26 protein-coding genes are annotated in these 27000 nt (G+C 68.1%); 11 read left to right on the forward strand and 15 right to left on the reverse strand.

The genetic code is table 11. The features are described from left to right. Positions 1-81: 81 nt before the first annotated feature. Together ACZ3HV_RS24830 and ACZ3HV_RS24835 are read left to right on the forward strand one after the other, a co-directional pair. On the forward strand, positions 82-1020 hold the full coding sequence (locus tag ACZ3HV_RS24830; protein WP_465687354.1) for an EamA family transporter: 939 nt from the start codon (positions 82-84) through the stop codon (positions 1018-1020). Between the two features lie 483 nt (positions 1021-1503). After that, positions 1504-2094: a hypothetical protein gene (locus ACZ3HV_RS24835; protein ID WP_360361346.1), complete on the forward strand. Its 591-nt coding sequence runs from the start codon at positions 1504-1506 to the stop codon at positions 2092-2094. Between the two features lie 449 nt (positions 2095-2543). Here the strand turns inward: ACZ3HV_RS24835 and ACZ3HV_RS24840 are convergent, their stop codons facing one another. Together ACZ3HV_RS24840 and hisC are read right to left on the reverse strand one after the other, a co-directional pair. Beyond that, positions 2544-3266 (reverse strand): SDR family NAD(P)-dependent oxidoreductase, encoded by a 723-nt coding sequence (locus tag ACZ3HV_RS24840; RefSeq protein WP_465687355.1) that lies wholly within the window; start codon positions 3264-3266, stop codon positions 2544-2546. Next, complete coding sequence (gene hisC / locus ACZ3HV_RS24845; protein WP_465687356.1) at positions 3263-4342, reverse strand: histidinol-phosphate transaminase; 1080 nt, start codon at positions 4340-4342, stop codon at positions 3263-3265. The genes ACZ3HV_RS24840 and hisC overlap by 4 nt, the downstream gene beginning before the upstream one ends. 155 nt (positions 4343-4497) lie before the next feature. On the opposite strand from hisC, the gene ACZ3HV_RS24850 reads away from it, so the two are divergent. Next, entirely contained in the window at positions 4498-5370 is an 873-nt protein-coding gene (locus ACZ3HV_RS24850) for a dimethylarginine dimethylaminohydrolase family protein (RefSeq protein ID WP_465687357.1), read from the forward strand. Positions 5371-5453: 83 nt separating this feature from the next. Here the strand turns inward: ACZ3HV_RS24850 and ACZ3HV_RS24855 are convergent, their stop codons facing one another. Both ACZ3HV_RS24855 and ACZ3HV_RS24860 read right to left on the reverse strand, forming a co-directional pair. Further along, on the reverse strand, positions 5454-6071 hold the full coding sequence (locus tag ACZ3HV_RS24855; protein WP_465687358.1) for a PEGA domain-containing protein: 618 nt from the start codon (positions 6069-6071) through the stop codon (positions 5454-5456). A gap of 13 nt (positions 6072-6084) precedes the next feature. Next, positions 6085-7656: a phage tail tip lysozyme gene (locus tag ACZ3HV_RS24860; protein WP_465687359.1), complete on the reverse strand. Its 1572-nt coding sequence runs from the start codon at positions 7654-7656 to the stop codon at positions 6085-6087. Positions 7657-7838: 182 nt separating this feature from the next. Between ACZ3HV_RS24860 and ACZ3HV_RS24865 the strand changes: the two genes are divergently transcribed. After that, positions 7839-8507, forward strand: a complete 669-nt coding sequence (locus tag ACZ3HV_RS24865; protein ID WP_465687360.1) for a GntR family transcriptional regulator — start codon at positions 7839-7841, stop codon at positions 8505-8507. A 39-nt stretch (positions 8508-8546) separates the two neighbouring features. Here ACZ3HV_RS24865 and ACZ3HV_RS24870 read toward each other — a convergent pair whose 3' ends face one another. Genes ACZ3HV_RS24870 through ACZ3HV_RS24905 form a run of 8 tightly spaced genes read right to left on the reverse strand, consistent with a single transcriptional unit; the run spans position 8547 to position 17350 of the window. Then, positions 8547-10580 (reverse strand): glucosidase family protein, encoded by a 2034-nt coding sequence (locus ACZ3HV_RS24870; RefSeq protein WP_465687361.1) that lies wholly within the window; start codon positions 10578-10580, stop codon positions 8547-8549. Then, positions 10577-11755 (reverse strand): enolase C-terminal domain-like protein, encoded by a 1179-nt coding sequence (locus ACZ3HV_RS24875; RefSeq protein WP_465687362.1) that lies wholly within the window; start codon positions 11753-11755, stop codon positions 10577-10579. Before ACZ3HV_RS24875 ends, ACZ3HV_RS24870 begins: the two co-directional genes overlap by 4 nt. A gap of 32 nt (positions 11756-11787) precedes the next feature. After that, on the reverse strand, positions 11788-12591 hold the full coding sequence (locus ACZ3HV_RS24880) for an SDR family NAD(P)-dependent oxidoreductase (protein ID WP_465687363.1): 804 nt from the start codon (positions 12589-12591) through the stop codon (positions 11788-11790). A gap of 10 nt (positions 12592-12601) precedes the next feature. After that, on the reverse strand, positions 12602-13411 hold the full coding sequence (locus tag ACZ3HV_RS24885) for a carbohydrate ABC transporter permease (protein ID WP_465687364.1): 810 nt from the start codon (positions 13409-13411) through the stop codon (positions 12602-12604). Then, positions 13398-14324, reverse strand: coding sequence for a carbohydrate ABC transporter permease (locus tag ACZ3HV_RS24890; protein ID WP_465687365.1), 927 nt, complete (start codon positions 14322-14324; stop codon positions 13398-13400). Before ACZ3HV_RS24890 ends, ACZ3HV_RS24885 begins: the two co-directional genes overlap by 14 nt. Next, the gene (locus ACZ3HV_RS24895; RefSeq protein WP_465687366.1) at positions 14321-15616 is read right to left on the reverse strand and encodes an ABC transporter substrate-binding protein; all 1296 of its coding nucleotides are present in this window, start codon (positions 15614-15616) and stop codon (positions 14321-14323) included. Before ACZ3HV_RS24895 ends, ACZ3HV_RS24890 begins: the two co-directional genes overlap by 4 nt. A gap of 19 nt (positions 15617-15635) precedes the next feature. Next, positions 15636-16343: a FadR/GntR family transcriptional regulator gene (locus ACZ3HV_RS24900; RefSeq protein WP_465687367.1), complete on the reverse strand. Its 708-nt coding sequence runs from the start codon at positions 16341-16343 to the stop codon at positions 15636-15638. Then, entirely contained in the window at positions 16340-17350 is a 1011-nt protein-coding gene (locus ACZ3HV_RS24905; protein ID WP_465687368.1) for a DUF4185 domain-containing protein, read from the reverse strand. Before ACZ3HV_RS24905 ends, ACZ3HV_RS24900 begins: the two co-directional genes overlap by 4 nt. Positions 17351-17548: 198 nt before the next feature. Between ACZ3HV_RS24905 and ACZ3HV_RS24910 the strand changes: the two genes are divergently transcribed. After that, positions 17549-17935 carry a phage holin family protein gene (locus ACZ3HV_RS24910; protein ID WP_465687369.1) on the forward strand — a complete coding sequence of 129 codons (387 nt, stop codon included), beginning with the start codon at positions 17549-17551 and terminating at the stop codon, positions 17933-17935. Then, positions 17935-18378 (forward strand): low molecular weight protein-tyrosine-phosphatase, encoded by a 444-nt coding sequence (locus ACZ3HV_RS24915; RefSeq protein WP_465687370.1) that lies wholly within the window; start codon positions 17935-17937, stop codon positions 18376-18378. Before ACZ3HV_RS24910 ends, ACZ3HV_RS24915 begins: the two co-directional genes overlap by 1 nt. Here ACZ3HV_RS24915 and ACZ3HV_RS24920 read toward each other — a convergent pair. Together ACZ3HV_RS24920 and ACZ3HV_RS24925 are read right to left on the reverse strand one after the other, a co-directional pair. Further along, a complete protein-coding gene (locus ACZ3HV_RS24920; RefSeq protein WP_360361295.1) occupies positions 18369-19580 on the reverse strand; it encodes a pyrophosphate--fructose-6-phosphate 1-phosphotransferase in 1212 nt (403 codons plus the stop codon). The genes ACZ3HV_RS24915 and ACZ3HV_RS24920 overlap by 10 nt on opposite strands. A 76-nt stretch (positions 19581-19656) precedes the next feature. Continuing rightward, the gene (locus ACZ3HV_RS24925; RefSeq protein ID WP_465687371.1) at positions 19657-20127 is read right to left on the reverse strand and encodes an Lrp/AsnC family transcriptional regulator; all 471 of its coding nucleotides are present in this window, start codon (positions 20125-20127) and stop codon (positions 19657-19659) included. A 54-nt stretch (positions 20128-20181) separates the two neighbouring features. Here ACZ3HV_RS24925 and ACZ3HV_RS24930 point away from each other — a divergent pair, with 54 nt between their 5' ends. Next, positions 20182-21090, forward strand: coding sequence for a DMT family transporter (locus tag ACZ3HV_RS24930; protein WP_465687372.1), 909 nt, complete (start codon positions 20182-20184; stop codon positions 21088-21090). Next, positions 21087-22061: an LLM class F420-dependent oxidoreductase gene (locus ACZ3HV_RS24935; protein ID WP_465687373.1), complete on the forward strand. Its 975-nt coding sequence runs from the start codon at positions 21087-21089 to the stop codon at positions 22059-22061. The genes ACZ3HV_RS24930 and ACZ3HV_RS24935 overlap by 4 nt, the downstream gene beginning before the upstream one ends. On the opposite strand, the gene ACZ3HV_RS24940 is transcribed toward ACZ3HV_RS24935, so the two are convergent. Next, positions 22054-23055, reverse strand: coding sequence for an acetamidase/formamidase family protein (locus ACZ3HV_RS24940; RefSeq protein WP_465687374.1), 1002 nt, complete (start codon positions 23053-23055; stop codon positions 22054-22056). The genes ACZ3HV_RS24935 and ACZ3HV_RS24940 overlap by 8 nt on opposite strands. Positions 23056-23172: 117 nt before the next feature. Between ACZ3HV_RS24940 and ACZ3HV_RS24945 the strand changes: the two genes are divergently transcribed. The 3 genes from ACZ3HV_RS24945 to ACZ3HV_RS24955 all read left to right on the forward strand — a co-directional run bounded on the left by ACZ3HV_RS24945 (position 23173) and on the right by ACZ3HV_RS24955 (position 26991). After that, positions 23173-23865 (forward strand): response regulator transcription factor, encoded by a 693-nt coding sequence (locus ACZ3HV_RS24945; protein ID WP_465687375.1) that lies wholly within the window; start codon positions 23173-23175, stop codon positions 23863-23865. After that, the gene (locus ACZ3HV_RS24950) at positions 23862-25454 is read left to right on the forward strand and encodes a sensor histidine kinase (protein ID WP_465687376.1); all 1593 of its coding nucleotides are present in this window, start codon (positions 23862-23864) and stop codon (positions 25452-25454) included. The genes ACZ3HV_RS24945 and ACZ3HV_RS24950 overlap by 4 nt, the downstream gene beginning before the upstream one ends. A 157-nt stretch (positions 25455-25611) precedes the next feature. Beyond that, positions 25612-26991, forward strand: coding sequence for a S1C family serine protease (locus ACZ3HV_RS24955; RefSeq protein WP_465687377.1), 1380 nt, complete (start codon positions 25612-25614; stop codon positions 26989-26991). Positions 26992-27000: the final 9 nt, after the last annotated feature.

Here is a 27000-nt window from a genome sequence, read left to right on the forward strand (position 1 = left end):
CGGATCGGGCAGGCTTAGCGTAAGCATCGTCTTTGCATGACACCCCTGACAGACACTTTCGATGCAACTGAGGAGGCCTGGATGGCCGCGCCTGCCCCGGCCGTACTCCCCGAGACCGGCGCCAAGCCGGCGTCGGGCGCGATGATCTGGACCGCGCTCGCGGTCGTGTACGTCGTCTGGGGCTCGACCTACCTGGCCATCCGGGTGGTCGTGGACGCGGACATCCCGCCGATGCTCGGGATGGCGACCCGGTTCCTGACCGCGGGCGTCCTGCTGGCCGCGGCACTGAGCCTGAAGTCGGGGTGGCGCCGACTGCGGATCACCCGCCGGGAGGCGCTCGGCGCGGCCACGGTCGGCATCCTGCTGCTTGCCTTCGGCAACGGTGCGGTCGCGATCGCGGAGCAGACGGTTCCGTCCGGTCTGGCCGCGTTGCTGGTCGCCGCGATCCCCCTGTGGCTGATGCTGCTGCGGGTCGGCGGTGGCGAGCGACCCCGCGGGCTGACGTGGGTCGGCGTACTGATCGGCTTCGGCGGTGCCGCGTTGCTGGCGTTGTCCGGCGGCAACACCAGCGCGAAGCCGCTGTCGGTGGCGATCCTGGTGGTCGGCACGATTTGCTGGGCGATCGGATCCCGGTTCGCCCCGCGGCTCGGACTGCCGCGCGACCCGCTGGTGACCGCGCTGTACGAGATGGTCTTCGGCGGTACGGCGATGGTCCTGGTCGGCGTACTCCGTGGTGAGCCCGGGCGGCTGCACCTCGGGGAGATCGACGGATCCGGGTGGGTCGCGCTGGCCTATCTGGTCGTGTTCGGATCACTGCTGGCGTACTCGGCGTACTCGTATCTGCTGGCCAACGCGCCGATCTCGCTGATCGGTACGTACGCGTACGTGAACCCGGCGGTCGCCGTACTGCTCGGGTGGCTGATCCTCGGCGAGCACATCACCTGGCAGATCCTGGTCGGTGGCGCGGTGATCATCATCGGGGTCGCGCTCGTGGTCACGGCCGAGCGCCGGCGTAGCTGATTCCGGACAAAGGAAAGACCCGGGCCCCAAGGGACCCGGGTCTCCCACCGCTGCCGATGCGCGCGGCAGCGGGCCTGGTCTGCCGGGCGGCACCCTGCCCCGAAAAAAACATGGTGCGAAACTCCGGCAATGTTGCAACGACATTCCGATTCATCATGGTATTGCCTATTCGGCGACCACCGAGCCCACCGAGAACAATCTTCCGAATCACCGGGTTCATCCGTCACCCGCGCTGACTCAACGAGGTAGCCGGTCATCGGTTACGGGCCGTTCCATCTCGACTTCCGCTCACTCCGGCGACCGCCCGGTGCCGGTAAGTTGCCTGGTCAGAACGGATTTCGTTGCCCTGTCAGCCAACTCATCACCGGTCGGCTATGAGCCCCGTGAGTACCGAAATAGCTGACAAAAAAGTTTGTAACGCCCCTCGCCAGGTGTCGTTAGCACTAAGACGAATCCGTCAAACCCGAAAGGAAACCTGGCATAATGCAGGTAACTCGCAAGATCGCCGCAGCCGCGGCTGTGGCGACCGTCGCCACGCTGGGCCTGGCCACCGTTGTGAGCGCGAACGTTCTCGACGACACCCAGCAGAAGGCGCAGGACACCGGCCTGGCCGACGCGGCGTCGCTGGCCAGCAAGGCCTACGGCAACCACGGCTGGTACGGCGTCAAGCGGAACGGCGACCTGGTCGCCCTCGACGACAACAACGTCGGCCCGTTCCAGGCCTGCCACCTGTTCGGTTCCGGCACCGGCATCGGCGGCAACGTGCCGGCCAGCGATGTCACCGGCATCGTCGGCTTCTTCAACAACGGCAACTCGGTCACCGCTGTCAAGACCTGCGAGCAGGGCAACGCGCAGGCCAACAGCAAGTGGTACAAGCGGGGCGACAACGGGCTGCTCTCGGTCAGCCGCAACAACGTCGGCCCGTGGCAGGCCTGCCACAACGAGCTGTCCGCGACCGGCATCGGCGGCAACGTCCCGCTGACCAACCTGGCCGGCGTCCTGGGCGCGTTCAACGACGGCAACTCCGTTGACACGCTGAAGACGTGCGAGCAGGACTCCGCGCAGAACAACTGACCCTCCCTGGTCAGTGATGCGGGACCCGAAAGAGTCACCTCGGTGGGGTGACTGATTCGGTAGCACCACCCAGCGGCGCCGGGAGCAAGCCTCACTCCTCCCGGCGCCGCAACCTACAACCCGGCCCCCGTCCCAGCGGGGCCGGGTTCTCTGCGTCCCGGGCTGGGACAGAACCGTGGGCCGGCACGGGAACCGGTGGGCTCGGAGAGGAACCAGGTGGGCTCGGACAGGAACCAGGTGGGCTCGGACAGGAACCAGGTGGGTTGGACCGGAACCAGGTGGGTTGGACCGGAACCGGTGGGGTTGAACAGGAACCGGTGGGGTTGAACAGGTTATTGCTTGTCTACGGCCACCAGGAGGGGTGCCGGCCCCCGCGAGCCGGCGCCTCCGTGCCACGGAACTGCCCCCGGACATACAGGCCCCCCCCGGGCACCACGCGCTGGGCGCGCCTACAGGTCTCGGAGGTCTACGCAGGCGCCGTTGGGGAGGTCTCGGGTCAGGAGGGACCAGATGCCGGCGGCTGCGGCGGTCGGCGTACTCAGGGAGCCGGTGCGCTTGAGGTCGTGGAAGCGCTCGACGGCGGGGAACGCCTGCTCGTCGGTGGAGCGGATCTCGGTTTGCATGGCAGTGTCGACGACACCCGGGGCCACCGCGATCACGCGACATCCGTCGGGTTGCTCCAGCGCGACCGTGCGTACCCACTGCTCGATCGCCGCTTTCCCGGCCGTGTACGACGACCATCCGGCATACGGCGTCTTCGCGGCACCCGAGGAGATCATCACCAGGTGCCGTTCACACGTGAGGTGTGCCGAGGCACGGAGGAACGCGCTGCCGAGGATCTGCGGCGCAGCCGAGTTGAGCAGGACCGCGCGCCGGTAAGCATCGCGGTCGACCGCGCCCGCGGGACCGATCGGCGTGATCGTGCCGGCGTTGTGGATGAACACGACGCGGTCACCCTCATACGCCTCGAGCTCAGCCTCGAAGTGGCGCTCGACCCGCGACCAGTCAGCCGGATCGGACAGGTCCACTTCGAGGTGTTCCGCCGTACCGCCGCCGCTGCGGGACAGGTCGATCACGCGCGCGTCCCGGTACGGCGGAGCCGCGGCCAGGGCGGCGCCGATCCCGGCGGATGCTCCCGAGATCCAGATGATCGACGGAGGTTTGGCCGTCACTGGCGCCAGGCGCGGGCGACCGCGAGGAAGAGGTCGTTGGCCTCGCGCTCGCCGATGGTCACGCGCGCACCGTCACCCGGGAACGGGCGGATCGACACTCCTTCGGCCTGGACTGCCTGGGCGAACGCCGCCGTGTCGTCGCCGAGGTCCAGCCAAACGAAGTTCGTCTGCGTCTCCGGCACGTCCCAGCCGGCCGCACGCAGTTCGTCGACGACCCGGGCCCGCTCGACGACCAGCGCATCGACCCGCTCGAGCAGTTCCTCCTCGACCCGGAGCGACGCGATCGCGGCCGACTGAGCGACGTGGCTGACACCGAACGGGAGCGCGCACTTGCGGATCGCCGCGACCACCGGCGGGTGGCCGATCGCGTACCCGACGCGGAAGCCGGCCAGGCCGTACGCCTTCGAGAAGGTCCGCAGCACGACGACGTTCGGCCGGTCGCGGTACACGTCCACGCCGTCGACCACATCGGGATCGCGGACGAACTCGCGGTACGCCTCGTCGAGCACGACCAGCACGTTCGTCGGTACAGCGTCCAGGAACGCGAGCAACTCGTCGCGTCGGACCACCGGGCCGGTCGGGTTGTTCGGCGTACAGACCAGGACGACCTTGGTGCGGTCGGTGATCGCCGCCTCCATCGCCTTGAAGTCGTGGCGGGCGTCGACGGTCAGCGGGACCTGCACCGAGGTCGCGCCGGTCAGCTGGACGGCGATCGGGTACGCCTCGAACGAGCGCCAGGCGTAGATCACCTCGTCACCGTCAGCGACCGTCGCCTGCAGCAGGTGGTAGAGCAGCGCGACCGATCCGGTCCCGACCGCGAGATCGCTCACCGGCACGCCGAACCGGTCCGACAGCGCCTCGAGCAGGTCGACGGCGCCCATGTCCGGGTACCGGTTCATCTGCCCCGCGGCCTCGATCGCAGCGGCGAGCACGCCCGGCAGCGGCGGGTACGGGTTCTCGTTGCTGGACAGCTTGTACGTCGGCCGTCCGTCGGTGCGCGCGGGCGGACGACCGGGCTTGTAAGCCGCAACATCGTCCAGGCAGGCGCGGAAGCGAACCTCATGGTCAGGGGTCATGCCCGCAGGTTAATCCTTACCTCACCCCAGAACCACCCTCTCCGGAGCGACCTCCGGCACACCGTTTGACTCGGCGTACGGCGAGCCTCAAACTGACTGATTGTCGGACAATCAGGGGATCTGGCAATAGATCTCACCAGTCAGAAGGGGTGCTCATGGGTCAGCCGCTGGAGTGGGGTCGCCGGTATCTGATGGTCCGCCCGGACCACTTCCGGATCGACTACGTGATCAACCCGTACATGTCCACGCACGACCAGCCGGATCCGGCGCTGGCGCTGAAGCAGTGGGACTCCCTGCGGCAGGCAATCGTGGACGCCGGCGGTGAGGTCGACGTACTCGCGCAGCGGGCGGACTCGCCGGACATGGTGTACGCGATGAACCTCGGTCTGGCGGCGGCGGACGGCCGGGCGATGCTCTCGCACATGCGCTTCGAACCGCGCCGGAAGGAGTCGCTGACCGCGGCCGAGTGGTTCACCGGGGACGGGTTCACCCTGAGCCGGCCCGGGAGTGAGGGCGTCGGGCCGCACTTCGAGTCCGGTGACGCGTTCGTCTTCGGCGACAGTCTGGTCGTGGGATACGGCCCGCGGACCGAGGCCGGTGCGCTCAAGCACCTGGCGACCGAATGGAACATCCGCGTCCGTGGGCTGCGGATCGCGCACGAAGGCATGTACCACCTGGATCTGCCGTTCTGCCCGGTGGACAGCACGCACGCGATGATCTACCCGCCGGCCTTCGACGAGTCCAGCCAGGCGGAGCTCTTCGGCATCGTGCCGGACCCGATCGTGCTCACCGACGAGGAGGCGTTCGCGTTCAGCGCCAACTCGATCGTCGTCAACGAGACGATCATCATGCCGTCCTGCTCCCCCCGCCTGCACGACATTCTCACCGCGCTGGGCCTGCGCGTCGCCGTCCTCGACCTGTCGGAGTTCCACAAGGGCGGCGGCTCCATCCGCTGCCTCACCAACCCCCTGGACTTCCCACTACACCCCATCACCACCCCAGGCGGCGAGCTCGTCCTGCCGGCCTGATCACCTCGCCCCTGTCCTTCCGCTTCGAGTCTATCGGCGGAGGGCTGATCGGCCGGTGGGTTATCCACAGCCCATCGGCACGGTTAGCTGGTGGTGGTGTAGATGATGTCCAGGGTGTTGGGGTCCCAGCCTTGGCCTTGGATCCATTGGAGGGCTTTGGTTTTGCCGTCGGCGGTGTAGGTGGCGATGACGATCGAGATCGCCTCGGGGTTCTTCGGGTCGGACTTCGAGGCTTCGTACGTCGCCTTGAAGCCAGGCCCGAGGTACGGCAGGGCGGCCATGATCGGGTACTTCTCCCGCAGCCGCTTGTTGATCTCGTCGTAGCGCCGCCCGGCCTCCTCTTCGGCCTGCAGCGTCTGCTCGGGGTGGTTCTCCGCCCACTCGCGCCCTTCCGGGCCGTTGGCGTAGAGGTACATCTTCACGCTCAACGGGTCGCCGCCTTCCGCGGTCACCGTCTGGCTGTAGCTCTCGAACCCGTTCCGCTCCGCCGCGAGCGTGTGGGTGCCGGCCTTCACCTTGACCTCGCCGTTCGCCGCGATCTGCTTCCCGTCGAGCGTCAGCGTGAGGTCGTTGGGAATCGACGTCACGGTCAGCTTGGACTCGGGCGCGCCGCGGAAGAGCAGATAGCCACCGATCAGCACCACAGCGATCACGATGGCCGTCGCGCCGATCAGGACGGGTCGCCGGTTCTCCTCGAGCATGCGTTCCTACTCCCTACTTCTTCTTCAGCCGGGCGGCGGCGAACCCGCCCGGGATACCGACGTCGTACGCATTGCCTGCTTCCGGCACGTGGTCGCCCAGGGACCCGGCGGCCGAGTTGAAGCCGTTGCCCCACGGGCCGACGAACAGGTACGTGTGACCGGGGCCGATCAGGATGTCACCCGGCTGCAGGTCCGCGATCTTGATGCTGTCGAACACGTCGTACTTCCCGGATGTCCGAAGGTAGTTCTCCTGCGTGGGGGTGTACACCATCGGGTAGTCGGGGTCGGCACCACTCATCCGCATCACGGTCGCGACGAACCGCCCGCAGTCGGTCCAGACGCGGTCGCCGTTCTCGCTGTTGTACTTCGGCAGTGCCGCCCGGTACTCCTTCGTCGCGAGGGACTTGTCCGTGCCGTCGTGCCCCGAGGTCGGCCAGGCCAGCGTCTTCGCGACGGCGGCGATGTTGCCGCTGCCGGCGCCGCAGCCGCCACCGGACGGTGCGCCGTCGCCGAAGGTCGACAGGACCTCCTTGGCGGCGGCCTTGCGCTCGGTGTAGCGCGAGTTGCTCAGGTCGTTGGAGCCGGCGAAGCGCTCGTAGTACCGGCCGAAGGCGACGGCGGCGTCCTCGACCGTCTTGGCCGCCTTCATCTGGTCGCCGGCGGCCTTCTCCGGGATCGCCGTCTCACCGTTGAGCTGCTTGCGGAGGAAGTCCAGCTGGAACTGCAGCGACACGATGGTGGCGTCGTCGATCCCGGCCTGGCGGGACGGCTTGATCATCTTGCCGGCCGGCGTCCACTGCACGATGCCCCAGCCCATCGGGCTCTCGACCGCGTCGGACGGGTTGGTCACCTTGCCGGACGGGGTGCCCTGCAGCCGGCCCGGCTCGACGCTGGACTCGTGGATCATGTTGCCGACGATCCCGGCGGCCTGCTCCTTGGTGTACCCGCTGGAGGCGAAGTAGTTGAACGCCTTCTGCGCGTTGTTGTTGCCGGTCAGGTCTCCGCCGCAACAGCCCGCGCCGCCCTCGTCGCTGGTGGCGGCGTCGTCGCCGAACGAGTCGTCCTCGGGCTTGGTGTTCTTGAGGTTCCCGTCGTTCTTCTCGTCGACCCACAGCTCGAAGTGCAGGTGCGAGCCGGTCAACCCGGGGGTGGCCTCGTCACCGGAGCCCGAGGTGCCGATCTCCTGGCCACGGCTGACCGTGGCGCCGACCCTGACCTTGATGTCCTTGAAGTACTTGTAGCGGGTCTCGACACCCTTGTCGTGCTTGATCCGGACCTCGTCGTTCGCGACCGAGGTGACCGTGCCGGCCTCGGCGGCGTACACCTTGCTGCCCTCGTCGACGTTGAAGTCGAGACCCGAGTGGCTGTTGCCCTCGGAGTCGGGGTCCTGCCAACCCTGCTCGATGTCGTGCTTGTCGGTCGGCCAGGCGAACGCCTTGCCCTCGGTCTCACTGGTGCCGCAGTCCGACGCGCTGGCTTCCATGCCGGCGAGGCCCCCGACGATCAGCGCGATCACGATCAGCAGAGGCAGGAACAGCACCAGCATGACGCCGCCGAGGATCGGCAGGGCTTTGCTGTCACCCACTATGTGCTCCTCGATCGCTCAGTGGCTCTCCACGCCGGTCCGGGGAGAGGGGCGGCCACAGAGGAAAATGCTGCCCTAAAACCAGGTCATTGTGTCGAGAGTTATCCACAGGCAGCCGCCAGGACCGGTCCGCGGGCCGGGTCGCGCGCGACAACGGACCTTGACTGGACGAGAATCGTCCTATGTACGAACGGCTGCGGGTGGACCGCTCGACCACGGTGGACCGGGTGGTCGACGCGCTGCGCGCCGCCCTGTTCGCGGGAGACCTCGAACCTGGTACGCCGTTACGCGAACAGCCACTCGCGGAGGCGCTGGGAGTTGCCCGGAGCACCGTTCGCGAGGCGATGACCATGCTGGTCACCGAAGGGCTCGCGGTCCGGGAGCCGAACAAGGGTGTCAGCGTGGCGATCCTGCACCCGGACGCGGTGGCGGACATCTGCCGGGCCCGGTTCGTGCTGGAGTCGGCCGGGATCCGGGCGTGGTTCGACGCGGACGAGGCGGCGCGGGAGCGGGTCCGCGAGGCGATGCGGGTGTTCGCGGCGACCGCGAAGGATGGTGCTGACCCGGAGGCGATGACCGAGACGCACCTGGCGATCCACCGGAGCCTGGTCGCGCTGACCGGCAGTGAACGGCTGATCGCGACTGCCGACTCGGTCACCGGGGAGGCTCGCCTCGCGCTGGCGCGGGTGGACGCGCTGCGGCAGGACGCGCGCCAGCAGGTCGCGTCCCACCGCAAGCTGGTCCGCCTGCTGGAACGCGGCGAGCTGGACGAATGCGTCGAAGAACTCCGCCACCACCTGGAAGGCGCCCAGGAGTCCCTCCTGGAAGCCATCGCCATGCCCCCGAGCTGAGTCACAAGATCTGCGACGCAGCTGGGGGGTATCTGGCTCCTAGGCGATTCCGTCCGCAGTGATGTCGTACGTCTTAGAACCAACGCGAAGGCCTGTCAGGCGAGCGGCTGGGTCGAGGGCTGTGACCTGGGGGTTGGCGGTGACTGTGCCGTCCAGGGCGATCTCGAGGCCGAAGATGCCCTCCAGGACGAGGCTGACCCAGGAGCCTGATGAGGAGCAGGACCAGTCGATCAGGTACGGGAACTGCGGCGGGGACTTGCGTGCGCCGCCGGACATCAGCGGAGCGGCTTCCTCGACGAAGTGGGCTTGGCCGCACGGCCCCTGGTTCGCGGTGCGAGCCAGCCCGGGGAGCCAGTCGAGCGCGACGTCCCCACGACCCAGGGCGAACAGGGCGCGGGAGGCATCGGCCGGCCAGGCGGGATAGGCACCGTTCCACTGGTGGTCAGGGCGCACACTGAAGGCCGCATCGGCGTCGTACGGCGACAACGCGCGCATCCACGTGGGCGTCTGGAGCTCCCGCTGGAAGAACGACACCATCTCGGCCCGCTGGGACTCGGAGAGGTCGTCGGCCATCGTCGTACCGATGATGTTGAAGTCGTAGCAGTGCCGCACCGGGACCATTGAGCCATCCGGCTGCCGAGCGTGCCAGAAGCCCGCGCCCTCGATGTACAGCTCGTTGACGTGGCCGGCCTGCTCGTCCGCCTCCTTGCGGAGCAGTTCAGCGCGATCGGCATCACCAGAGCGATCGGCGACCTCCGCAGCGACGCGGAGACACCACACGTTGGCGGCGTTGAAGCTCGCCACCTCGTGCACGTAGCTGCTCACGCACTCCAGCAGGTTGTCGATACCTCCGTAGTCCGCCAAAGCATGCTCACCCCGCAGACCGCGCCAGGCCGTCGCCCAGTCGTGCAGGTGCTCCGCGACCGGCTTGGGACCGACCGGCGCGTCCAGGAACCCGGAGTCCCCAGTGAAGCGCACGTAGTCGCGGACCAACCGAGTCATGGCGAAGTCGTTGACCGAGTACCAGTAGCCGACCGGGCCTCCGGTCAGCCACTCGGTCCCGAAGTGCTTGTGGATGTCGAGGTCGATCCAGTGCTCGATGTGCTTCCGCATCGGCTCCGGGTCGAGCAATGCGTGGGTCAGCGAGGAGAGGCTGTAGTCCCAGATGAACGTCGTGGTCTGCCAGTAGCGCGGCATCAACGTGTCGTAGGTCCGTCCAAGCACACTCGCCGGGTTGTCCCGCCGGAACCAGATCACACCCAGAACGCCCCACCAGTACAGCTTTCGCAGTGCGTCGTTCGTGGTCTCCAGGATCGGCAGTGAACCGCTGAAGCCCTCGCTCGACGGATCGAAAGCATCCGCCAACGCCTTGTCCCACAGGCCTTCCGCAGCAGCAATCACCGCCGGTACGTCGGTAACACACGCGTCGAAGTGCGTCGTCGCGTCACTCAGATCCTCGGCCAGCACGTGCACATACGAGAGCTGCCCCTTGCCTGAGGCATCCAGAACACTCGTTGCCTCAAGCATCGACCGGTCGACGACCGTCGGCACGTCGAGGCCCTGCAGGCTGACCGCGGAAGCGGATGCGCCAGTGCCGGCAATCCGGTTGTCGACAACCCTCAAGTCGTTCGGCTCCGACGGCGGCTCCGGCTTCAACCATCCACTCCCCGACCGGGTCGCCGTACTGTCCAGCGCGAACCCGAGCCGCACCGACCGCCCAGGCGCACCTTCCAGCTCGAGCCGTACGACGACAGCCGGCCGGCCGGGCGCACACGCGGTGACCGACCGAAGCGTCAGCCCGTCGACGACGGTCGATCGGACCACGCAGTCCGGCCGCCACACCACCTCGACGGTCCCGCCGTACGAGCGGGCCAGCCGGCCGTCGACGTACAGCTGACCGGTGATGCAGTCGCCGTGCGAGTACGGCGGGAAGTTCACACTGCGGATCGCGACCACGTCCAGGTCGACCTGCGCCGTACCCAGGAAGTTCGTCAGCCCGGGCGGGTTGAACATGTCGTCGTACGTGTGGGTCAAGACGTCGCTGGCCAGGTCGGCACTGCGAGGGATGGTCATGAGGGGTCGGCCCAATCGGTGTTCGGGAGCAGGGGGTACCAGTCCGGACGTGCCGGATCCCGGTCGTACGGGTAGGGGCCGAGTTCGCGGAACAGTTCGGCGTACTCGGCCAGCTTGTCGCGGTCCAGCTCGACGCCGAGCCCGGGTCCGTCCGGGACCGCGATCGCGCCGTCGACGTACGGACGCTTGCCGCCGGCAATGATGTCGTCACGCAGGTGGTGGTAGTGCGCGTCGGCGGCGAACGAGAGGTTCGGTACGACGGCGCCCAGGTGCAGCATCGTCGCCAGCTGGATGCCGAGTTCGCCGGACGAATGGACGGCGACGCCGAGCTGGAAGGTCTCGCAGACGCCGGCGGCCTTGATACACGGGCGGATCCCACCCCAGAACGTGGTGTCCAGCAGGATCACGTCGACGGCGGGATCGCGGACGTTGGCGGCGAGCTGCTCGAAGTTCACCACCACGGTGTTGGTCGCCAGCGGGATCGACGTCTTCTCGCGGACCCGCCGCATCCCGTTCAGGCCCCAGGTCGGGTCCTCGAGGTAGTCGTTGTCGAGGTCCTCGATCCCACGGGCGAACCGGATCGCCTCCTCGACGCTGAACGCGCCGTTCGGGTCGAAGCGGACGCGGTGCCCGGGGAACGCCTCGGCCAGCGCGCGGAAGCACTCGCGCTCGTAGTCCGGCCGAAAGACACCGCCCTTCAGCTTGTGCACACTGAACCCGTGCTCGTCGACGAGTTCCCGCGCGTGCTTGACCAACTGCTCGGCCGTCCGGATCTCGCCGGTCCCGTCGTCGGCCGGATGCCGGAAGAACAAGTAGCTCGCGAACGGCACCCGGTCGCGGACCTTGCCACCGAGCAACTCGTGCACGGGTACGCCGAGTTGGCGGCCTTGCAGATCGAGACAGGCGAACTCGATCGCGGCCAGCAGCTGGGTCCGGTTGTTGTAGAGGCTCGCGGTCGGGTTGGCGAGCATCCAGCGGAGCGCCTCGGTGCGAGCGGGATCGTGACCGACCAGGTACGGCTTGAGCCCGGTGACCGCGGCCTCGGCACTCTGACCGCCGCCACCCATCTCGCCGAGCCCGATCAGCCCGTTGTCCGCCTCGACCTCGACCACGGTCCGGACGAAACGCCCCCAATGCGCGCCGTTGCTGTGCCGCAACGGTGCCTCAAGAGGCATAGTCACAGTAGTGGCGCGAATGTCGACAATCTTCACTTCGTGTCCTCCGGCAGTACGACGGCCAGCCCGGCGGTCAACCCGCCGTCGACCTTCACGTCCGCCCCCGTGACGAACGCCGCGGCCGGGGACGCGAGGAAATGGATGACCTCGGCAACTTCTCCCGGTGTCGCCACCCGCCCGAGCGGGTGCGACCGGCCCCACTCCGCGACCACGTCATCCGTCGACCGGCCGCCTCCGAACTGGGCCGCCGAGGTCCGCAGCATCGGTGTGTCCACGGAGCCCGGACAGACCGCATTGACGCGGACTCCGTCCGCCGCGTGGTCCACCGCCATCGCCCGTACGAGGCTGAGCAGCGCGCCCTTCCCCATCGAGTACGCCGCAACGCCCTGCTGCGCCGCATACGCCTGCACCGACGCGACCACGACGACACTGCCGCCCCGTGGGAGCAGCGGCACGAACGCCTGGCAGGCGAAGAACACTCCGCCGACGTTGACCGCCATCACCTCGTCGTAGACGGACCACGAGGTATCCACAACCGTCCCGTACCGCTGGACTCCGGCCGCACAGACGAGGGCATCGACGTGCTCCACCTGCTGCGCGGCCGCGGCGAGAGCCTCACGATCTCCGACGTCCACGGTGATCCCACGGACTCCGAGCTCCTTCTCGAGCCCAGCAAGTGCCGCGGCATCCCGATCCAGGGCAACAACCTGATCACCGGCTTGGACAAACCGTTCGACGGCACCTCGTCCGATCCCGGCGGCGCCACCGGTGACGACGACTGTGCGGCGGCCCCCGCCCCCGCCGCCGAAGGCGGCGCTGTCTGCAGAGTCCTGCATTTGTTTCCTTTCAGAACTGCCCCAGGGCGAGGCCCCGGGAGAAGAAGCGTTGGGCAGCCAAGAACAAGATCACGGTGGGGAGCGAGACCAGTAGACCGCCCGCGAGCACAGTAGGCAGCGCGGCACCGCCGTACGTGCTCTGCAAACCGGTCAGCGCCGGCATGATCGGACGAACCGACTCCGACTGGCTCAGCGTCAAGCCCAGCAGGAGGTCGTTCCAGACGAAGGTTGCCTGCAGGATGAAGATCGCGGCCAGCGCGGCCCCGGCCATCGGCAGGTAGATGCTGCGGAAGATGCGGAACAGCCCACCACCGTCGACGATCGCGGCCTCGAACACGCTGCGCGCGATACCGGTGAAGAAGTTGCGCATCACGAACGCCGAGAACGGCACACTGATCGCGGTGTACACGATGATCATCCCGACCCGGGTGTCGTAGAGCCCGGAGTCGGCGTACCCGGAGAACAGCGGCATCAGGATCATCTGCAGCGGGAAGATCGTCCCGCCGAAGATGAACACGAACCACAGGAACCCGCGTCGCAACCGCAGTACGACGATCGCGTACCCGGCGGCCGCGCCGATCAGCACGGCGATCACCGGCGCGATGACGCTGTACAGCGTGGTCGCCACCAGCGTGTCGCCCAGCGCGGCTTTGCTCCACGCGTCCCCGAAGTTCGTGAACAGCGCGAACCCGGCCGGTTTCCACACCGTCTTCGCGTCGAACCCGTCGACGGACTTGGACGCGTTCACGACCAGCAGGTACACCGGCGCCAGCCAGATCAGCCCCAGTACGACGAGAATCGCAGTCTTAACCTTGCTCACGCGACTCCCCCAACTGGTAGCGCAGATAGAGGATCGACGCGGCGAACGTGACCAGGCTCAGGAACAGCGCGATCGCGGCACCCTGGCCGTAGTCGTTCAGTACGAACGTCTCCTTGTACATCGAGAGCGCGAGCGTCTCCGACGACGTACCAGGACCGCCTTGCGTCATCACCCACACCACGTCGAAGGTCTTGAGGCTTCCGACGATGGACAGCCCGACGACCACCGTCGTGATCGGCCGGAGCTGCGGCCAGAGCTGGTGCAGGAAGAGCCTGAAGCCCTCAGCGCCGTCCAGGCGGGCAGCCTCCAGCGGCTCCGCCGGAATGGACTGCAACCCGACCACGAACAGCAGGGCGTTCACACCCGCCGCCTGCCAGGTGACGGCCACGATCATCATCAGCGTGTTGCCCGGGCCGGCCTGCAACCAGCCGGTGTGCGCACCGGGCAGGCCCAAGAACCCGAGCACCTGACCGAGCGCACCGTCCGGCTGCAGCACGAACCCCCAGATGACGCCTACGGCCACACCGGAGATCGCGTACGGCAGCAGGAACGGCAGCCGCAACCACGTGCCCCACTTGTGTCCATAAGTCATGACGGCGATCAGCAGCCCGAGCACCACGGGCAGAGTCACCATGCCGACAACCCACAGCAGCGTGTTGGTCAGCGCCCCGACCAGGTCCGGGTCGCTGAACATCGCCTTGTAGTTCGTCAGCCCCGACCAGACGGGTGAGGCCAGGCCGTCGTAATCGGTGAAGCTGACGTACGTCGTCCACAGGAACGGCAGGTACAGCAGCAGTGCCACCACGCCCACGGCCGGCAGCCCGAACAGCGGCGCCATGCGGGCGCCGGTCCGGGCCGAGCGCTGGACGCTCACCCGTGGCTTGACCGGCGCCCGCTCGATCGTCGAAGTCACTTCTGCTTGGCCCAGTACGCGTCCGCCTCGGCCTGGATCTTCTGCAGGCCGGGCATCGGGTCGCCCGGCTTGGTGACGAACGCGCCGAACACCTCGAGCGCCTTGTTCGCGACCGGAACCGGCGTCGCCTCGAACCAGCGGTTGATCAGCCGGTAACTGGCACTGCCATCGCCTCCGACATCTTTGTTGAGCGCCGCCAGGCCAGGGTCCTTGACCTCGGCCTTCGGGTTGAACGACAGGTCACCGCGGGAGTTCGCCCAGGCGGTCTGCGCCTGCGGCGTGACCCACCAGTCGGTCCACTTCTTCACCGTGGAGGCGTGGTCGCTCCCGGCGGCCGAGCAGACCGGGCCGGTCTCGAAGATCATCGAGGTCTTCGGCAGGTCCGGGTTCACGTTCGGGATCACGAAGAAGTCGTAGTCGGTGCCGGCCTTCATCTTCAGCGTGTTCAGGTTGCCGCTGAACCAGGTGCCGAAGTTGATCATCGCCACGTCGCCGTTCTTCAGCTGCGCCTGCGGCTCGGTCTTCGAGCCCGGGTCGCTGAAGTAGCCGGCGTCGATCATCTTCTTCCACTCGTTCATCACCTCGACGACGCCCGGGTCGGTGTACTTCGCCTTGCCGGTGGAGAGGGCGTCGTACAGATCCGGGTCCTTGCCGGCCAGCAGCGTCTCGAACCAGACGAAGGAGAACAGGATGTTGGTCTGGTAGAACGGCTTGACCCCGGCCGCCTTGACCTTGTCGGACACCTGGGTCAGCTCGGCCCAGGTCTTCGGCGTCTGGGTGATCCCGGCCTTCTTGAAGACGGCCTTGTTGTAGTACATCACCCAGTACCCGGCGTTCAGCGGCACGCAGTACTGCTTGTCGCCGTAGGTGAAGTACTGCTTGAGCTGCTCCGGGATGTTGCCGTCAGCAACCGCCTTGGTCCACTGGTCGGTCGTCTCGGCGACGAGCTTCTGGTCCACCAGGTCCTGAAGTTCCTTGCCGGTGTGCCAGCTGAACAGGTCCGCCTTCTCCTTGGTCCGGAACGAGGACCGGATGAACGCGGTGTAGGTGTTGGAGTCGGAGTAGCCGACCGGCTCCATCCCGACGCCGATGTCGGACTTGCTCGCCGCGCCGACCTGGGTGAAGGCGTCCTTCCAGCCACCCTTGTCGTTGTAGAACTTCAGCGAGTCGACCGGCTTGTCCTCGCCCTTGGCGGCACCGCCGGCGGCCCCACCGCCCCCGCAGGCGGACAGCGCGAGCGCACCAGCCACTGCGAGGGCGGTGAGCGCTTTGCGGTTGATCTTGCGTTGCATGGGAGTGCGTCCTTCCAGCTCAGGGATGCTGAAGTCGTTGGTTGATGACGGCGAGGACGCCGTCGAGGTGTTCGCGGGTCAGGCGTTCGGCCAGTTCGGTGTCGCCGGCGCGGACCGCGTCGTAGATGGCGCGGTGCTCGTCCAGGTCGGTCTGCCGGTCGCCGTGGATGTGCAGGATCTCCAGCTGCTCGCGCGCGTTGACGACGGTGACGGACTCGACCACCTCGGCCAGGGTCGCGTTTCCGGACGCCTGCGCCAGTGAGCGGTGGAAGTCCATGTTCACCTCGGCGAGCTGGGCATGGTCGCCGGATGCGATCAGCTCGGCCGCTACGGCGAGGTCCCGTTCCATTTGCTCGAGTGCGGTCTCGGCCCGGATCTGGGCAGCCAGTGCGGCGACCGGCGGCTCGATCAGAGCGCGTGCCTGCAAGAGTTCCACCAGCCGTTCCGCGCTCGGTGCCAGCGCCAGGGGGTTGGCCAGGACGAGACGACCGACGTTCGGACCGACGTACACACCGGAGCCGTGCCGGAGCTCCACCGCTCCGGTTGCCTCCAGTCGGCGAAGCGCCTCCCGGATGGTGGGTACGGCGACCTTGAACCGCTCGGCCAGCGACCGCACGGACTCGAACTGGTCACCCACCGACAGTTTCCGGTCCGCGATCAGTGAGAGCATCGACGTCGCCAGATCGTCCAGCAGGCTGCGGCGTACGACGCCACCCGGGGTGCTCACTGGGCCGCCGAAAGGGTGACGGTCAGGAACCGCGGGCGGTAGATGCTCACATCGGCGTACAGGTCGTCGCTGACGAGACTGTTCACGTTGTAGCTGACCAGGAGCTCGTTGCCACGGCGCAGGTCCGGATGCTCATGTGAGTTGTAGGTGATGATGTTCCCACCGGTCTCCGGGGTTTGGTACAGCTCGACGGGCTTCACGAACGGGCCGGTCGGCGAGCAGGAGAAGTACCCGAGGACTCGTTTGCTGAACAGCTCTGTCGTGTCATGCGTGACCAGCAGATAGCCGTCACCCCACTGGGTCACGCTGTGCTCGTTGGCGACACCTTCGAGCACTCGCGCGGAGGCGGTCTCGTCCGCCGACCAGCCGGAGCCGGTCCAGTACTCCCACGGCTTGGCGGTCAGGTCGTCACCGCGGACTCGGGCGACGTGCTGGTACTTCGAGGAGCCGAGGTCCTCCACGCCGTAGATGTAGGTATAGCCGTGGTCGCGCAGCAGCCAGCCGGACCACTGCACGTTGGCGGCCGACGGGAGCGGCTTGAGGCTGCGCAGCTTGAACGTCTTGCTGTCGAACCGGGCGAGGTAGTTGCTGGCCCAGTGCCAGTCCCATTGGCCCGGTCCGGTCTTCTCGAACCGCAATGCGATGACGTCGAGGTTCCGGCCGGCGTTGCTGGTCTGCGCGGCGCCGAACCAGTACCAGCCGTTGGACGGCGGAGGTACGAGCGCAGTCGGGTTGGTCGCCGTACCGCCGGTGACGGTCTTCAGCTTCCCGCCCTGCTCGATGACGAACGAGTTGTTGATGAACGGCGTCGTGGTCGGACGGCTGCCGTCCGGGTTCACCGGGCCGAGGAACGTGTCCGAGAAGACGAACGCGGTCCGCCCACCCGACAGCGGCACGGAGTATGTGCTGTCCGCCCCGGTCCACCCCTTTCCGGTGTCGCTGTAGGCGTTCAGAAGGCCCTCGGGCGCGGCGTGCGGCTGGGCCTGGGCGGTCCAGTTCGTGCTCACGGCGCTGCAGCTCGAGGGGTCGGCGGAAGCGGCAGGCAGACCGAGGCCCGCTGCCGTGAGTGACAACGCGACTACCCCAACCAATGGACGGAACATGAAAATGATCAGATCACTTGGTCATTTCGGTGTCAAGAGTCAGGGTCGGGCCAGGGCGCGTACCGGGCGTAGAGGTACCGGTGGGGTGGGAGGATCGACCGCATGAAGAACTTGGTCATCAGACTCCTCGCCAACGCGGTCGCGCTGGCGATCGCGACCTGGCTCGTCAGCGGGATCACTCTGGAGGGTCCGACCACCGGACGGCGGATCCTCACGCTGCTGATCGTCGCCGCGATCTTCGGCGTCGTGAACGCGATTGTGAAGCCGATCCTCCAGTTGCTGTCGTGCGCGCTCATCGCCCTGACGCTGGGGCTGTTCCTCTTCGTCATCAACGCGGCGATGCTGCTGCTCACGTCGTGGATCACCGGCAAGCTGGACGTCCAGTTCCACGTCGACGGCTTCTGGTCCGCGCTGCTCGGCTCGGTGATCATCACCGTCGTCGGCATCGTGCTGAACATCGTTCTTCCGGACAAGGCCGAGATCAAGTAGTGCCCAGGCACGTCGAGATCGTCTGCACCGGGAACATCTGCCGGTCGCCGATCGGCGAGGTCGTGCTGCGCGCGAAGCTCGCCGAGGCGGGGATCGACGACGTCGAGGTGACGAGCTCGGGAACGGGCGCGTGGCACGTCGGGGATCGGATGGACCCGCGGGCCGCGGCCGTGCTCCGCAGGCATGGGTACGACGGCAGCGCGCACCGGGCCCGCCAGTTCCGGCCCGGGTGGTTCGCGGACCGCGACCTCGTGCTCGCGATGGACTCAGGACACCTGGCCGAGCTCGGTGGCGACGCCCGGTTGTTCGCCGATGACGACGTACCGGATCCGTATTACGGCGACGACGCCGGCTTCGACGACGTCCTCGCGCAGATCGAGAAGGCGGCCGACCAGTGGGTCGGCCGCCTCCAGGTCGTGTCTGGTGGTCCGACTCAGGCCTGACCGATCTCCGCCTTCAGCGCGACGAACCAGTCGACGCCCGGGTCGAACTCCTTGCCGCCGGCGATCCGCGGGAACTCGATCGCGCGCAGTTCGTCACCGCGCTCCTCGTCGTGGCCGACCACGCCGCTCTCACCGCGCAGCGCGGCGTCGACCGCGTAGTCGGTGCACTCCTTGATCAGAGCCAGGTCGCGGTCGTTGGCCGCGGCCGAACGGCTGAAGTAGCCGCTCTTCTGCACCATCGTCTTCTCCGCGCCGATCCGCTCCGCGAACTGCTTGGCGAACCACGCGCCCGGGTTGATGGTGTCCAGCTTCACGTGACCGAACGGGTCCCGCCCGACCTCCTCGCCACGGGCCTCCATCTCGGCCACGATCGACGGTACGCCGGCGCCCTCGGACAGGAAGATGTTGACGCAGTCGTTCTCGTCCATCACCTTGCGCAGCCGGTTCGCCTCGGCGTCCAGGTCGATCGTTGCCTCCGGCACGTACACCGCGTGCACGTCCCAGCCGCCCTGGTCCAGGCCGATGCCCGGGTTCCACTCCTGCGTGTCCAGCCAGTCCCGGTACGCCCGGGCCGTTGCCGCGGTCAACCATCCGCAGTTGCGGCCCATCACCTCGTGGACGATCAGCATCCGGGGGTTCGAGCTGTGCTCGGCGATGATGTTGCGGGCGAACAGCGCGCCCTGATCCGCCGCGGTCCACGCGCCCAGGCTCTGCCGGATCGGGATCACGTCGTTGTCGATGGTCTTCGGCAGGCCGACCACGGTCAGGTCGTAGTCGTGCTCGTGCAGGTACGCCGCCAGGTCCGCGGCGGTGGTGTTGGTGTCGTCACCGCCGATGGTGTGCAGGACGTCGACGCCGTCGGCGACCAGCCGCTCGGCGGCGACCTGGAGTGCGTTCTGGCCGTCGGCGATCAGGCCGCGCTTGACCAGGTCCGCGGTGTTGGTCAGCTTCACCCGGCTGTTGCCGATCGGGCTGCCGCCGAACTTGTGCAGTACGGACGCCTTCGCCCGGACCTCCGGCGTCACCTCGACGAACCGGCCGCTGAGCAGGCCGTGGTACCCGTTCAGGTAAGCGATGATCTCCACGTCGGGCGCCACCTCGGTGTAGCGCTCGATCAGCCCGCCGACGGCGGACGACAGGCAGGGCGCGAGCCCGCCGGCGGTGAGCAGGGCAACTCTGCGAACAGACTTGTCAGCAGCCATGGGTCGGGGTCCTTCCAAGGGTCACTAAGTCGCCACCACATTAGTGATGCAGACCACCCTCAGCGGTGGTTGGGGTTCACCCCAACGGCACCGAGCGCGGGGGCACCGGGGTCGAGACGATGAACGAGCTCGTCGTCTGGCCGTGGACGAGAAACTTGTCGAGGACATCCTCGAGCGAGGCGATCGCGGGGACCTGGACGCGCATCAGGAAGCAGTCCTCGCCGGAGATCCGGTGACACTCGACGACTTCCGGCGTACGTGCGGCCAGCTCGATGATCTTCGGGATCTGCCCCGGACCGGGCCGCAGCCGCACCCAGGCCGCGACCGGTAGTCCGAGCGCGGCCGGATCCACCTCGAGCCGGTAGCCCCGGATCACCCCGGACTCCTCCAGCCGCGCGACGCGTTCCCGCACGGTCGGCGTGGACACTCCCAGCCGGCGGGCCAGCTCGGTGGTCCGCAGCCGCGGGTCGGCGGTCAGTTCGGCCAAGATCCGAGTATTGAGCTCATCGAGCACTTGGCTTTTCGTTTCGGTAAGCAAGACCGCCATTTCGACTCCGATCCGGCATGGGAAAACTGAGAGCTGGTTCCTAGGGTAGTCAGGGTGACTACCATCGTGGAAGCTCCGCCCAGGAGCGGCCTCGCGACCGCGGCGGCGGCCGTGACCGTGGTGCTCTGGGCTTCGTCGTTCGTCGCCATCCGGCACGCCGGCACCGAGTTCTCGGCGGGCGCTCTGGCACTGGCCCGCCTCGGCCTCGGCAGCATCTTCCTCGGCGCGTTCCTCTTCCTCCGCCCACGGCGCGAGGTGACCGGACGCCGCTGGCCGGCCGCGCGCGACTGGCCGCAGTTGCTGGCCTGCGGCCTGCTCTGGTTCGGCGTCTACAACCTCACGCTCAACGAGGCCGAACGCCGTCTCGACGCCGGGACCGCGGCCATGCTCGTCCACATCGCCCCGCTGCTGATCGCGTTGCTGGCCGGCCTCACCCTCGGCGAGGGCTTCCCCCGCCAGGTCGTCATCGGCAGCCTGGTCGCGTTCGGCGGCATCCTGCTGATCGGTACGTCGACCTCCACCGGCCGCGCGGAAACCTGGGGTGTCGTCCTCTGCATCACCGCGGCCATCTCGTACGCCGTCGGCGTGGTCACGCAGAAGCCCCTGCTGAGCCGGCTCCCCGCGGCCGAGGTGACCTGGCTCGCCTGCACCATCGGAGCAGTCGTCTGCCTCCCGTTCGCGCCCGCGCTGATCGACGAACTCGGATCCGCCAGCGCTGGGACGATCTGGTGGGCGGTCTACCTGGCCGCTTTCCCGACCGCGCTCGGATTCACCACCTGGGCGTTCGCCCTCCGGCGGACCAGCGCGGGCAAGATGGGCGCCACGGTCTACGTGGTTCCGGTCGTCGCCATCGCGCTCGGCTGGCTCTTCCTCGGCGAGACGCCCGCGTTGCTCGCACTGGTCGGCGGCGCGGTGTGCCTGGCCGGCGTCGCGATCTCACGTCGTACCGGGAGGGCCCGATGAAGTTCGGTGTCTTCGTACCGCAGGGCTGGCGGATGGACCTGGCTGAACTCGAGGATCCGGTCGAGCAGTGGGAAGCGATGACCGCGGTCGCCCGCGCCGCCGATGCCGGGCCGTGGGACGCGATCTGGTTGTTCGACCACTTCCACACGGTGCCCGAGCCGGTCCGCGAGACCGTCTTCGAGGCCTGGACCACCACGGCCGCACTCGCCCGCGATACGCATCGGGTGAAGCTCGGCCAGATGGTCGGCTGCAACGGTTACCGCAACCCGGCGCTCTGCGCGAAGATGGCCGCCACCGTCGACGTCGCCAGCCACGGCCGCCTGTACGCCGGAATCGGCGCGGGCTGGTCGGAACACGAGTGGAGGGCCTACGGCTACCCGTGGACGAGCCAGAAGGACCGGATGGGGTCGTTCGCGGAGTCCGTGGAGCTGATCCACCGGTTGTGGACCGAGGACGACGTGGTCTTCGAGGGTAAGTACCACTCGGTCGACAAGCCCTTCGTCGTACCGCGGCGCAAACCACGGTTGTGGATCGGCGGCGGTGGCGAGCGGGTCACGCTGCGGCTCGTTGCGAAGTACGGCGACGCCTGCAACTTCGGCACCGGTCGCGTCGACGTGATCGAGCACAAGCTCGCCGTACTCCGGCAACACTGCGACGACGTCGGCCGTGACTACGACGAGATCGTCAAGTCGACCAGCCTCAACGTCTTTCCGGTCGAGTCCGGTGCCGAGCCGGTCGCCGCGACCGCCAAGGCCCGGGGCCGCTACAGCCTGGACGAGTTCGCCGAGATCGGCGCCGGCGGGACGCCTGGTGCTCTGGCCGAGGTCGTCACGACGAAGCAGCTCACCGAGCACGTCGAGCGGTTGGCCGAGGCGGGGATCGAGTACGTCATCGTCTACATTCCCGGCGTCGCGTACGACCACGAGCCGATGCAGCGGTTCGCGGAGGACGTGGTACCCGCGTTCAGCTGAGCGAGGCGGCGGCGTCGCGCAGATGCTGGTGGATGCCGTCGTACACCGTCGCGCTCGGTAGCAGGCGCTTCGGGACCTTGGTGACCACGCTGTAGTTCACGTCGACGACGTTCGCCAGTGGGACCTCACTGATCTGGCTGAGCAACTGGTAGGCGTCGAGCTTGTCCAGTCCGTACAGAGACCCGAGCCAGCCGACCATGTCGACCTGACCGGCCCGCCAGGCGTCCTCGAGCGGCCGGCTCGACCCGACCACCGCCAGGTAGTCGTCATTCTCGATCCGCGGCCAGACCGGTCCCGGCGTCTTCACCAGGTCCACGATCAGTACGACGTTCATCGCGCCCTCGACCGCGGTCCCGCAGGACTCACCCTCGCCCTGGCGGTAGTGCCCGTCGCCGACCGAGAACAGTGCGCCCTCGACGTTCACCCGCAGGTAACAGGTCGCACCGGCCCGCATCTCGGGCGTATCCATGTTGCCGCCGAACATGTCCGGCACCAGCGACGAGCGAGCCTCGAACGCGGCCGGCGCGAGGCCGACCGTGCCCAGCATCGGCTCCAACGGCAGCGCGAGCTCCAGCCCGCTGCTCTGGGCGTGGAACCCGACGGTCTGCTTGTCGGAGTCGACCTCGTAGATCCAGGTCCGCTCCGGCAGCGGGTCCTGCAGTGTCGCGGTGCGGTCGGTGCTGGTCAGGCCGCCGAAGAACGGGATGGTCGTGGACACACCCCAGCTGCGGGCCGGCGTGAGCTCCACGAAGTGCAGCACCAGGGTGTCGCCAGGCTCGGCGCCCTCGACGTAGAACGGGCCGGTCTGCGGGTTCACGAACGGCATGTTCAGCGAGGCGCTGGCCAGGTCCGCCGTGCTGCGGAGGGTGCCGCAGTACGCGTCCTCGGTCCACAACCTCAGTGCGGTGCCCGGCTTGACCCGCCGGATCGGCGGCACCCCGCCGAAGGTCCAGGCGAACTGTTCGGGCTCGGGGGTGTATTCGAGGATGTCCACGATTTGCCAACCTAAGGTGTGCAGGAGGTATTGGGGTAGTGATCAGCGGGTTCTCAGGCGATTCTCAAACTGACGGCCTACTGTCGAGGCGGAACTTCGAGCGGAGCGAGGAAGACGATGCGGGTACTGGTGGTGGACGACGACCGGGCGGTCCGGGACTCGCTGCGCCGTTCGCTGGAGTTCAACGACTTCGAGGTGGTGACCGCCGCGGACGGCGCCGAGGCGCTCGCGGTGATCGGCAACGTCGAGCCCGACGTCGTCGTGATGGACGTGATGATGCCGCGCCTGGACGGGCTCGAGACCACCAAGGCCTTGCGGGCCGCGGGCAACAATGTGCCGATCCTGGTGCTGACCGCGCGGGACGCGGTCGCGGACCGGGTCGACGGCCTGGACGCCGGCGGCGACGACTACCTGACCAAACCGTTCGCGCTCGAGGAGCTGCTGGCCCGGCTGCGCGCCCTGCTCCGCCGCAGCACCACGCCCGGTGAGGGCGGCCAGCGCGGCGAGGTCCTGCAGTACGCCGATCTCGTGGTCGACGTGGACGCGCACGAGGTGCGCCGGGGCGACGTACCGATCCCGCTCACCCGGACCGAGTTCTCCCTGCTCGAGCTGCTGATCCGCAATCCGCGCCGGGTGCTGGAGCGCGCGGTCATCCTGGACGCGGTCTGGGGCTACGACTTCCCGACCACCGCCAACTCCCTCGAGGTCTACATCGGCTACCTCCGCCGCAAGACCGAGGTGAACGACCTTCCCCGCCTGATCCACACCGTCCGCGGCATCGGGTACGTCCTGAGAGACACCCCACCGTGAGCCGTCAACACCCCGAAGAATTCCCCTCGTACGCCGACCGGCGTGAGCCGGCCGCCCCGCAGCAGCCCGCGCCCCCGCTGGTTGCCAACGGCAACGGGAATCGGGTGGTGGCGACGGCTGCCCGCACCCAGACCTGGTGGAACGAGAAACTCCACCAGCTGAGTCTGCACGCCCGGGTCACCATGCTCGCGGCGGTCGCGGTCGGACTCGCGGTCGCCATCGTAAGCGTCGCGGCGTACGTCACCGTGCGCCAGCAGATGTACCAGAACCTGGACGACAGCCTCATCCTCCGGGCCAGCCAGGCCGCGCAGAAGGGCGTCCTGACCAACCTCACCGTCCTGCAGGGCATCCCGCCCGACGCGCTCGGCCTGAGCGACATCCAGGTCGGCATGATCAGTGCGGACGGGCAGATGTTCGGCGCCGAGAACAGCGCGCTCCCGCCGATGGGGCAGGACGAGCTGGCCATTGCCCGGGCTCAGGGCTCCGACGCCAGTCTGCGGACCGTCGGCGTCCGGAACGGCTCACATTTCCGGGTGGTCGCCGTACCCGCTCACTACTGTCCGCACGGGGCGAACTGCCGGGTCGACCCGGATCAGTACCAGCCGTCGGCGCTGGTGGTCGCGCAGTCTCTGGGTGCGATCGACCAGACGTTGCACAACCTCGGCATCGTGCTCTGGGCCTTCGGCCTGATCGGCGTCATCGGCGCCGCGCTGGTCGGCAACGCGGTCGCCCGGTCCGGGCTCAGACCGCTCGCGCGGCTGACCGGGGCGGCTGAGCATGTCGCGCGAACCGAAGACTTGCAGCCGATTCCGGTGACCGGGTCCGATGAGATCTCGCGGCTGGCGCAGGCGTTCAACGCGATGCTCGCGGCGCTGGCGCGGTCCCAAGACCGGCAACGGCGACTCGTGGGTGACGCGGGGCACGAATTGCGTACGCCGCTCACCAGTATCCGGACCAACCTCGACCTGCTCGCCCAAGCCGACAAGCGCGGTGGTCTGCGACCGGAGGATCGCCAGCAGCTGCTGGACGACGTACGCGCGCAGATGGACGAGCTGACCACGCTGATCGGCGACCTCACCGAACTGGCCCGCGACACCCCGCAGGTGCGGAACGCGGAGCTGATCGAGCTGTCCAACGTGGTCGAGGACGCGATCATCAAGGTACGGCGCCGCGCACCGGGGCTGGAGTGGGACGTCCAGCTGACTCCGTTCCCGGTGTGGGGTGACGAGCGGCTGCTCGGCCGCGCTGTGATGAACCTGCTCGACAACGCCGCGAAGTACAGCGTGCCGGAGGGTGTCACGCCGCGGAGCGACGGCCAGCCGGTCGGGCTCGTCACGGTCCGCCTGCTGGACGGCGTACTCACGGTGACCGACTCCGGGCCGGGGATCGCCGAGGCGGACCTGCCGCATGTGTTCGAGCGGTTCTACCGGTCCAGCGAGGCGCGCAGCCGGCCTGGATCGGGGCTGGGACTCGCGATCGTGAAGCATGCGGCCGAGCAGCACGGCGGGATGATCTACGCGCGCAACGCTCCCGGCGCCGGAGCGCAGTTCACGCTGTGGCTCCCGCACGCCGCGACGCAGACCCGCTGACGCGTGCGGACGTCGTACCCGCTAGCGCGTCGGGACGTCGTACGCAAACCGTCTTAAAAGATCCTGACTGATCCTTCAGAGGATCTTCATGGAGTTCTTCGGCAGCTCCGAGGGGATCTTCAGGGCCTTCTCAGGTCCGGCCGCCACAGTATTCGCTATGAGTGAGAACACGCCGCAGCAGCCGCAGAACCAGCCCGGCCAGAACCCGCAGCAACCGCAGGGGCCGGAGCGGACGCAGCAGATGCCGATGTACGGACAGCATCAGCAGCAGCAGTTCGCACCGCTTGGTGGGCAGCAGCGGCCGGGTCAGCACCCAACAGGTGGGAGTGCTTACCCGCAGTTCGGTGCGCCGGGGACGCATCAGGGGACGTCTCCGGGCCCGAACTGGCCCTACGGTCCGCAGCCGCAGGCACCGGCCGCCACGGCGGCCAAGCCGAAGCGGCGCGGACTCGCGCTGGTGGCGCTGACCGCCCTCCTGGTCGGCACCGCCGGCGGAGTCGGCGGCGCCGCGGTGTACTCGGCGACCAACGACTCCACGGCGAACACTCCGTCGACCACGGCTCCGCTGAACGGCAACCAGGCGGCACCCGCCTCGGCTCCGGACGGCTCGGTGCAGAACGCCGCCGCGAAGGTGCTGCCGAGCGTGGTGAAGATCGCGGTCGCGACCTCGCAGGGCGCGGCGACCGGTTCCGGCATCGTGATCAGCAAGGACGGCCTGATCGTCACCAACAACCACGTGGTGGCCGGCGCCGGACAGGGCGCGACCATCACCGTGATGCTGAACGACGGCCGGACGGTACCGGCCACGGTCAAGGGCACCGACCCGCTGACCGACCTGGCTGTCATCCACGCGGAGGCGACCGACCTGACCCCGGCCACGCTGGGCCAGAGCGGCAAGCTCGCGGTCGGGCAGGGCGTGGTCGCGATCGGTTCGCCGTTCGGCCTGGAGGCGACCGTGACGAGCGGCATCGTCTCGGCGCTGAACCGGCCGGTGACGTCGGGCGACGAGCAGCAGGACAGCACGACAGTCTTCCCAGCAATTCAGACGGACGCCGCGATCAACCCCGGTAACTCGGGCGGCGCCCTGATCGACCTCGCCGGCCAGGTGGTCGGAATCAACAGCGCGATCAAGACCGCCGGAGGATCGGGACAATCCGAAGGCGGCAACATCGGCCTGGGCTTCGCAATCCCGATCGACCAGGCCAAGCCGATCATCGACGAGCTGGTGGCCAAGGGCAAGGCCACGCATGCGCGGCTCGGCGTCCAGGTCGGCGACGCGCAGGCGTCCGACGGGCTCACGAACGGAGCACGCCTCGGCGAGGTAACGTCCGGCGGTGCGGCGGACAAGGCCGGTCTGCAGTCTGGTGATGTGGTCACCACTGTCGACGGCAAGGCGATCGCGTCAGGGGACGCGTTGGTCGCCGCGGTCCGTTCGCACCGCCCGGGCGATGAGGTCAAGGTGACCTTCACCCGCGACGGCAAGACCCAGACCGTCACCGCCACCCTGGGCTCCGACAACGGCAACCCCACCGGCTGACCCAACCCC

Source organism: Kribbella sp. NPDC020701 (assembly GCF_055562215.1).

Coding starts and splice junctions, on each gene's coding strand:
- ACZ3HV_RS24925 (WP_465687371.1), bottom strand. CDS start 20,127: ATGGCGGTCTTGCTTACCGAAACGAAAAGCCAAGTGCTCGATGAGCTC.
- ACZ3HV_RS24835 (WP_360361346.1), top strand. CDS start 1,504: ATGCAGGTAACTCGCAAGATCGCCGCAGCCGCGGCTGTGGCGACCGTC.
- hisC (WP_465687356.1), bottom strand. CDS start 4,342: ATGACCCCTGACCATGAGGTTCGCTTCCGCGCCTGCCTGGACGATGTT.
- ACZ3HV_RS24870 (WP_465687361.1), bottom strand. CDS start 10,580: ATGACCATCCCTCGCAGTGCCGACCTGGCCAGCGACGTCTTGACCCAC.
- ACZ3HV_RS24830 (WP_465687354.1), top strand. CDS start 82: ATGGCCGCGCCTGCCCCGGCCGTACTCCCCGAGACCGGCGCCAAGCCG.
- ACZ3HV_RS24865 (WP_465687360.1), top strand. CDS start 7,839: ATGTACGAACGGCTGCGGGTGGACCGCTCGACCACGGTGGACCGGGTG.
- ACZ3HV_RS24920 (WP_360361295.1), bottom strand. CDS start 19,580: ATGGCTGCTGACAAGTCTGTTCGCAGAGTTGCCCTGCTCACCGCCGGC.
- ACZ3HV_RS24850 (WP_465687357.1), top strand. CDS start 4,498: ATGGGTCAGCCGCTGGAGTGGGGTCGCCGGTATCTGATGGTCCGCCCG.
- ACZ3HV_RS24895 (WP_465687366.1), bottom strand. CDS start 15,616: ATGCAACGCAAGATCAACCGCAAAGCGCTCACCGCCCTCGCAGTGGCT.
- ACZ3HV_RS24910 (WP_465687369.1), top strand. CDS start 17,549: ATGAAGAACTTGGTCATCAGACTCCTCGCCAACGCGGTCGCGCTGGCG.
- ACZ3HV_RS24855 (WP_465687358.1), bottom strand. CDS start 6,071: ATGCTCGAGGAGAACCGGCGACCCGTCCTGATCGGCGCGACGGCCATC.
- ACZ3HV_RS24875 (WP_465687362.1), bottom strand. CDS start 11,755: ATGCCTCTTGAGGCACCGTTGCGGCACAGCAACGGCGCGCATTGGGGG.
- ACZ3HV_RS24935 (WP_465687373.1), top strand. CDS start 21,087: ATGAAGTTCGGTGTCTTCGTACCGCAGGGCTGGCGGATGGACCTGGCT.
- ACZ3HV_RS24945 (WP_465687375.1), top strand. CDS start 23,173: ATGCGGGTACTGGTGGTGGACGACGACCGGGCGGTCCGGGACTCGCTG.
- ACZ3HV_RS24880 (WP_465687363.1), bottom strand. CDS start 12,591: ATGCAGGACTCTGCAGACAGCGCCGCCTTCGGCGGCGGGGGCGGGGGC.
- ACZ3HV_RS24955 (WP_465687377.1), top strand. CDS start 25,612: ATGAGTGAGAACACGCCGCAGCAGCCGCAGAACCAGCCCGGCCAGAAC.